We start from the raw sequence: 6,699 nt of genomic DNA, 5'->3' as shown, positions 1-6,699 counted from the left end.
TGTCCGAGCGGCCGACGGAGCTCGCCTCTATTGGGTGTGTGGCTAATGTCACGGTGGGTTCAAATCCCTCCGCTACCGCAGGTAGACGAGGGGCCCGGTCCGATGGACCGGGCCCCTCGTAGCGTTCCGTCTCACTTTCCGTCTCAGTTGGCCGGTACGAGGACTCCGACGCCCCCGGTTGAGGATCGATCCCACTCCGGCAGCCCACGTGATGGATCAACGGTGGGTGGCGGCAGAGCCGCTCAGCCATCCGTTCCAGGGCGCCGTTCCTTGGACGTCGTCCCCTCTACGGGCGGCCAAGCTCCGGCGTTCGGGCCGACAGGTCCGGAAACGGCCGGAGGGTCCGCTCCCCAAGCGGGGAAAGCTGCTTGCCAGCCGCCGCCTCCGAATCGGACCTCAGAGAGCGCCTTTTTGGTGATGACTTTGGAGAAGTATCCGGCTCCCAGAGCGATGTTCATCATCACGTACCAGAACCACTCTGCCCCGCTCATCGTGGTGAGGCCGTACTCGCTGAGCGCCTTCTTCGTAGGGATCTTCGCAAAGTAGTAGGCCCCGAACCACAAGCATCCGAGGTAGTACCAGAAGGTCTCTGCGGCGGTTGTGACGCCTCTTCCGAGGGTTTGGTTGACCATGGAGAGTTTCCTCCTCGCACCGGATATCCAGCTTCACCCATGGTGCGCCCTTTGAGGTGATCCTTCCTGATGAGGCCTCCAGCGTGGGCTCTCGGGATGAGGAGCGCCCTTGTTCGGGTCGCCCCTCATCCCGACCTGCTCAGTTGGCTGGTACGAGTGCTCCGGCGGCCCCATCGTCGCCGCCGGTCGATCGTTCGCCCGCGGGCTGCCAGATGAGTCCGTCGACCTGCCGGGCGACGTCGTTCCGGACGGAGTCCACCATGTGTTGGTACCGCGCGGCCATGGCCGTGGTCGACCACCCCATGAGCCCCATCACGGCCCGCTCCGAGACTCCCAGGATCAGTAGGACCGTGGCGGCAGTGTGACGAGCGTCATGCAGGCGACCGTCCCGCACCTTCGCGTGGTCAAGCAACTCCTTCCAGTCGTCGTAATCCGTCCGGGGGGACGTGCCCCGCCCCGTGGGGGTAGCGAACAGCCATCCCTCCTCGGACCAGTCGTCGCCGGCCGCCGCACGTTCGGCTTCCTGTTTGACCCGGTGAACCTTGAGCAGGTCGACAAGCTGAGCGGGCAGCCCGACCGCACGCCGACCTGCGCGGGACTTCGTGTCGGCCGTCTCGGGGTTCGTCCGCTGACGCTGCGGGCAGTAGCCGGCTTTCCTGCCGCAGGTGTCGCCGCATCCGTGGGCGTACTGTGGGCGCCTACGGCTCCGGCGAACCATCAGGACGCCCCGTTCGAGATCCACGTCAGCCCACTTGAGGCCCAGCGCCTCCCCCTGCCGCAGACCGAGCGCGAGCGCCACGGCCCAGCGTGCGGAGTTCCGGCGGTCGTCGGCGGCCCGCAAGAGCCGCTGCACCTCTTCGACTGTGTACGGCTCCACCTCCTCTTCCCGGAGCCGGGGTGCCTTGGCGAGTTGGACAGGGTTCCGTCCCAGGTGACCGCGCCGTACTGCCTCGTTGAGCGCTGTGCGGAAGGTGCGGTGGATCTGGTGAATCGTTCCCGCCTTACGCCCGGCGGCCTGCATGGTCCCGTAGAAACGCTCGATGTGCTCCGGCCTGAGCTTGTCGAGTCGGTGAGCACCGAGGGCGGGGATCAGGTGCTTTCGCACAGCGACGCCGTAGCCGACCATGGTGTTCTCGTTCACCGCGAGGGGCGCAATGGTGTCGACCCAGTGAGTCAACCAGGTCTTGACCGTCCACGGCTTGCCCGGCTTGGCCAGGGTCTTGGCGTCTCGCTGCTTCTCCAGGTCACGGACGGCGGCCGTCACTTCGGCGCGGGTCTTGCGTTCGACGTGGCGGCGGTCGGGCGTGCCGTCGTCCTTGGTGCCGACGGTGACCCGACCGTGCCACTTCCCGTCCTTGCCGAAGTAGATGGAGCTTCGGCCGTTGGGCTGTCGGGTGCGCTTCTTGTCCTCTGCCACAGGCAGACTCCTGTTTCTTGGTGTCGGGATGGGAACCGAGGCGGCGGGCTGTCCTGTCCGGGAGTGCCGCCGCCCCGGGCGTCCTCAAGCGGCGCGTTGTGCAGTGCGGAGTCGGGTCACGTATGCGGCCGGGGCGTCGGCCGGGACCCTGCGGAGTCCGTCGACCATGACGGACTCCAGTGCGCCGGTGCGAATGAGGGCGAAGCATTTAGTCCGGCCGATGCGGAGTCGACGGGCGGCCTCTTCGACCTTGAGGAGAACCAGGGTCGGATCTTCGGCGGGGGCGAGGGGGAGGGTGGTGGGTTCGGCCACGGCTCACTCCTGTAGGGCTGAGTTCATGGGCAAGTGCCGCCGCACAAACCGCAAAATCCGCAGAAACCCCGGGAAGGGCGGTCGACCTGCAGTGATGCGGTGCGCGGGCAGGGGTGCGTGGTGCTCCGCAGAAAGCCGCGATATTCCGCAAAAATCGGAGGCGCCCGCCGGCGGGTCCCCGTGGGCAGGGTGACGCTCGGTTTTTGCGGAATATCGCGGGATTGTGCGACGGGACCCCGTCCGGGGTCGGCGCGGGGACCCGTCGCAGGTCAGCCAGGGTGCTCGGGGTTTTCTGCGATTTCGCGGTTTGTGCGAGGGGGGGTTGGGTGCGCGGGCGGGGTCACCGGCCGCTGTGGCGCAGGGCGGGGTGGGCCTGTAGGCGTGGTGCCGGGGGGCGTCCGCGCTTGCCGGTGCGCTCGGGCTGGTACGAGCGCAGGTATCCGTGGTCTTCCAGCAATGCGAGGGCCGGTTCCAGGTCGGCGACGGTGGGGACCTCGCTGCGGGACAGGACACTGAAGACGTCCCGCCGGCTGACGTCCTCCCATCCGTTGTCCCTCAGCGCTTCCAGCACGCTGCGGGCGCGGGAGAGGACTGGATCGGCGCCCATGACGTCGAACACGGCGAGGGCATGGGCGGCGTAGTAGTCCCCCAGCTCGATGGCCGCGCGCATGGTGGCTTCGGTGACCGGGTGGGCGTAGCCGTTGCCGCCGTGGTCGGCGAGGTGCAGCAGCGCGGCCATGCGGGCGGTCGCTCCGGCGAGCTTTCCGGCCCAGTTGGAGATGTGGCCCAGCTTGCCGCCGCGTGCCTTGAGCTGCGGTTCGATGCGCTTCTGATAGGCGATCAGGGCCGCGTCCGCTTCCGGGGTGAGCTGGATGACGGCCGGGTCGGTCCACTCCGCCAACGACAGGGCGAGGTCGATGACGCGGGCGGTGTAGGCGGCGACCGTCTGCTCCGGTACCGGGTCGGTGATGATCTCGCGCTCGCCGACCGTGGACACCGGCAGGGAGTACAGGAAGCGGGCCAGCAGTCCGCGTCCCTCGAACCCCTTCACCTTCCCGATATCCCGCAACACGTCCGGCTGGACAGCGAGGCCGATGGTCAGCGCGGGGGCGTCGATGTACTCGCGGCGGGTCTGCCGGTTGACCCTCAGCCGGTCCCCGGCATGCCCCTTGAGGAAGACTTCCATGTTGGGGGAGCCGGAGTAGCGGCCGGCGATGATGTCGAAGATGCCCCCCTCAGCGCTCATCACCGACAGCCGCCCGCCCTGCTCTGCCATGAGGGAGGTGACCGTCTCGGGTGTCGAGTCGTCCGCCAACAGGACCGGTTCGGCGGGGACGGTGAGCGTGTCGGCGGTGTGCGCGAGGCCCACAGCCGTGGCCACCATCTCATCGCGCTTGTCGCCGTCAGCGGACGCGGCCTTGGCGGCGGCCTTGTCGGCTGCTTCCTTGGCCAACCTCGCCGTCAGCTCCGCTTCCACGATCACGGGCTTCATCGCGGTCTTGAGCTGCTTCTCCGCCTCATAGAGGGGGTTGGTCAGCAGCGCGAAGACGGCCGACTTGCGGTTGGCCGGCGGGAGCGCCACCACGGTGTAGAGGTTGGTGGGCTCGCGCCAGTTGCCGCGTACGTGGACCACCGACCGGCCGCCGGCCGCCGTGGCGAGCACGGCGAGCGCGATCGACCCGGCGAGGTCCACCGGGGTCTGCGTCTCCTCCGCCACGGCCGCCACGAACTCCCCCAACCAGGCGGGAAGCACGTGAGCGGGAAACGGCGGACGCTCACGGCGGCCGGTGAGGGGGATGGGGTCCTCCCACACGTCCGGTGCCGTCTCGTCCTCGCCGGGCGGTGCCTCCAGGGTGGGCAGTCCGGCCCATAGGTCGGGGCTGTCCACAGGCTGTGGAGTCATGAGGCGGCCCTCCCTTCGGCGGTAGTGGTGTGGGGGCAGATGCCGACGCGGACGCGGGCGATCAGCCGGGGAACAGCCACGCGGCCCCGGGCGCGTTCGTGATGGCCACAGGCACAGATCCAGTCCGCGACGGGAACGCCCTCGGACTGGATCTGAAGCCCCGGGGTGATGCCGGTGACGGTGACCGTCTGCGGGTCCAAGCCAACGGCAGAAAGGACGCCCTTGCGGGCGGCGACCTTCGGTTCGCCCACGGTCGGCCGTGGCGGGCACTGTACGGCGCCCTGAGGGCCGTTCGCGAGGTTTCGGGATGCTGCGTTCATGCCGCGCGCTCCACAGCCGTCTCAAGGCCGTTGGCGACCGCGCGGCGCGCGTAGGCCTCCGGGACGCCCACGGAGACGGCGGCAGTCACGATCTCCTCGCCGATCGCGGCGAGGCCACACGGTCCCGGGCACCCGGCATGTTGTGCGGCGAGGAAGCGAGCAACGCCGAACGCCTGTGATCCGGCGCCGGATTCGGTGCGGGCCCGTACCAGGGCGAGGCCGCGTTCCAGGCCGGTGCAGACGTAGCGCTCGCTATGGCGGCACCCGGTGGCCACCGACCGGTTCCACGAGGTGCGGGCGGGGAGAGAAGAAGCCACCCCGCGCCGGGCGGGGGTGGTGTCTTCCTTCACCACCAGCGCGCGCACGGCGGCCGGCAGAGGTGCCATGTGGCCGGTGCCAGGTCCGAGCCAACGGGCGTACTGCGCGAGCGACTTGACGTCCACCCCTGGCCGGACCGCGTTCGCCGACGGCATGGCACCCAGGTAAAGCCAGTGCTCGCCGCGTGTAGTCGGCACGATCCGGGTGGCGGGCAGGATCTCGCGGGCCCAGTCGACGGCCGCCGCGTTGTCCAGGTCCACGACCGTCAGTCCGGCCCCGCCGGGGTGGTAGGCGATCGCCACCGCCTCACGCCATACCGCCGCCCACGCGGGGGAGGTGAGGACGTGCGGGTCGGTGGTCGCGGCAGCCCACGCGTGGCACGGCGCGGGGCACCGGCAGGGACCGGCCGCCTTCATGTGCGGCCGTCCGCCACACGCGTTGTCCTTGCAGGTGCGGCAGTTGCCGAACGGGACCTTGCCTGCCCGCAGGGGCAGGACCGGGACTCCGGCCGTCGCGAGGGCGAGGGCGGTGCGCAGGTGGCTCCCGTCCGGGTGATTCCCACTGGCAGACCACCGGGCGTTGCCATCAGCTGTCATGCTGTAGATCTCCTGTTCTGCTACGTCGGGATACGGAGACCGGGGGCGGCGGGCTGTCCTGTCCGGGAGTGCCGCCGCCCTCGGGCGTAGCTAGCCGTGGAAGTTGTTGCGCTTGAAGACGGCCTTGCGGATGTTGACCGTGGTCCCGCCCCGGTGGCCGCTCGCGCTGAACACCTGCACGGCCACCCAGCCGCCGAAGAGGACGGCGGTGAGGATGACGAGCTGGTGGATGAGCGCGGCGAGCGCGGCGATGAACGTGGTCAGCAGGATCAGCCCGCCGCACACGGCGCCGAACCCGATGCCCCCGAGTGCGATGTTGACCGCCGCCCGGGACACGACCGGCTTGGCGACGACCGGTTCGGGCTTGGTGGGCTCGATGGCATAGCCGGTGACCACGCGGCCGTCGGGCAGGACGACGCTCGCCACGGCCGGGATGGTGCCCGGCTGTGCGGGGACGAGCGGCGCAGTGTGCTGGATCGGGGTGAGGAGCGTGGGGTGGTGGATCTCCACGGCCGCCGCCTGGTTCCCGGTCGGACGGCCGTACGGGGTGGGTTCGTTCACGGGGGTTGTTTCCCTTCTAGCGGCCGATGCCGGCGAGGGCGCCGGTCACAGCGGTGACGAGTTGGTTGACGGTGTCGGCCGCGCCGGTGTTGGCGAGGTAGAAGCCGAACAGGGCGACGGCGACGGCCGCGCCGAAGCCCACGGCCCTGAACCGCAGCAGCAGAAGAGCCCCGATGCCGAGCAGCAGAACGAGCGGGACGGTGATGACCATGAGGTCTCCCGGGGGTCAGCGGGTGCCGGCGCGGTAGGTGCGCGCGGCGCGGTTGTAGATCCAGCGGCCGACGCGTATGCGCTTGCCGGTGGCGTCGCAGCGTCGGCAGTCACGGCCGCGCTTGAGCCGTCCCTTGCGGTCCGACTTGAAGCCGTGGCCCATGCCATGGCACTTGCGGCAGTCCCCGAAGGGGCTCAGCCAGCACTTGATGACGTAACCGAGAGTGACGGTGAGTAGGCATGCGGCAGCGAGCAGGGGGAGACTCATCAGAGGCCTCTCAGACGGGGTTGGAAGGGTTTCCGCAGGTCGGCCGCTAGTCACTAGCGGCCTGATCAGGTGCGGTTTGGGTCGCTAGCAGGGTCGCGGTGGGAAGCCGCCGGCCCGGGGTTGGCAAAGGGACCGCCGGGGCCGAAACCCCCAACCCGGGGT

Annotated in this window: 9 protein-coding genes; all 9 read right to left on the bottom strand. The window is 69.6% G+C overall.

The genetic code is table 11. The features are described 5' to 3' along the window. Nucleotides 1-242: 242 nt before the first annotated feature. A complete protein-coding gene (locus ACWC09_RS51875; RefSeq protein ID WP_450859220.1) occupies nt 243-632 on the bottom strand; it encodes a hypothetical protein in 390 nt (129 codons plus the stop codon). 139 nt (nt 633-771) lie between these two features. Further along, the gene (locus ACWC09_RS51870) at nt 772-2,049 is read right to left on the bottom strand and encodes a tyrosine-type recombinase/integrase (protein ID WP_450859219.1); all 1,278 of its coding nucleotides are present in this window, start codon (nt 2,047-2,049) and stop codon (nt 772-774) included. An 84-nt stretch (nt 2,050-2,133) separates the two neighbouring features. Continuing rightward, nucleotides 2,134-2,361 (bottom strand): hypothetical protein, encoded by a 228-nt coding sequence (locus tag ACWC09_RS51865; protein WP_450859217.1) that lies wholly within the window; start codon nt 2,359-2,361, stop codon nt 2,134-2,136. Nucleotides 2,362-2,701: 340 nt separating this feature from the next. Next, nucleotides 2,702-4,264 carry a YfjI family protein gene (locus ACWC09_RS51860; protein ID WP_450859215.1) on the bottom strand — a complete coding sequence of 521 codons (1,563 nt, stop codon included), beginning with the start codon at nt 4,262-4,264 and terminating at the stop codon, nt 2,702-2,704. Beyond that, nucleotides 4,261-4,584 (bottom strand): hypothetical protein, encoded by a 324-nt coding sequence (locus ACWC09_RS51855; protein WP_450859213.1) that lies wholly within the window; start codon nt 4,582-4,584, stop codon nt 4,261-4,263. Before ACWC09_RS51855 ends, ACWC09_RS51860 begins: the two co-directional genes overlap by 4 nt. Further along, nucleotides 4,581-5,498 (bottom strand): bifunctional DNA primase/polymerase, encoded by a 918-nt coding sequence (locus tag ACWC09_RS51850; protein ID WP_450859212.1) that lies wholly within the window; start codon nt 5,496-5,498, stop codon nt 4,581-4,583. The genes ACWC09_RS51855 and ACWC09_RS51850 overlap by 4 nt, the downstream gene beginning before the upstream one ends. A 90-nt stretch (nt 5,499-5,588) precedes the next feature. Then, nucleotides 5,589-6,059 carry a hypothetical protein gene (locus ACWC09_RS51845; protein ID WP_450859210.1) on the bottom strand — a complete coding sequence of 157 codons (471 nt, stop codon included), beginning with the start codon at nt 6,057-6,059 and terminating at the stop codon, nt 5,589-5,591. A gap of 16 nt (nt 6,060-6,075) precedes the next feature. Next, nucleotides 6,076-6,270 carry a hypothetical protein gene (locus tag ACWC09_RS51840; protein ID WP_450859208.1) on the bottom strand — a complete coding sequence of 65 codons (195 nt, stop codon included), beginning with the start codon at nt 6,268-6,270 and terminating at the stop codon, nt 6,076-6,078. A gap of 15 nt (nt 6,271-6,285) precedes the next feature. After that, nucleotides 6,286-6,537 (bottom strand): hypothetical protein, encoded by a 252-nt coding sequence (locus ACWC09_RS51835; RefSeq protein WP_450859207.1) that lies wholly within the window; start codon nt 6,535-6,537, stop codon nt 6,286-6,288. Between the last annotated feature and the right edge of the window lie 162 nt (nt 6,538-6,699).

It is taken from the genome of Streptomyces sp. NPDC001617 (genome assembly GCF_053596855.1).
This window is presented reverse-complemented; position numbering and strand designations above follow the sequence as displayed.